We start from the raw sequence: 255 nt of genomic DNA on the forward strand, positions 1-255 counted from the left end.
GGAAAATCTCATGGCAATTTTAGTATATGCAGAACATGATAATAAAGAGCTGAAAAAAGCAACACTCAACACCGTAACGGCAGCAAGCAAAATCGGTGGCGATATCGTTGTATTAGTTGCAGGTCTTGGCTGTGAAGCCGTGGCAGAACAAGCCGCTAAAGTAGCGGGTGTATCAAAGGTGCTTTGCGCAAGTAACGCTGCTTTTGAACATCAGCTGGCTGAAAACGTTGCTAAACTCGTGGTATCGCTTGCAGG

General features: G+C 45.5%; 1 protein-coding gene. It reads left to right on the plus strand.

Annotation, left to right across the window (positions count from 1 at the left end; translation table 11 throughout):
• Nucleotides 1-10 precede the first annotated feature (10 nt).
• On the plus strand, nt 11-255 hold a 245-nt coding region (locus tag ACSV5T_RS10080), incomplete at its 3' end, for a hypothetical protein (protein WP_438321041.1).

The organism is Veillonella sp. ZSJB6, from assembly GCF_051549505.1.
GTDB lineage: Bacteria > Bacillota > Negativicutes > Veillonellales > Veillonellaceae > Veillonella.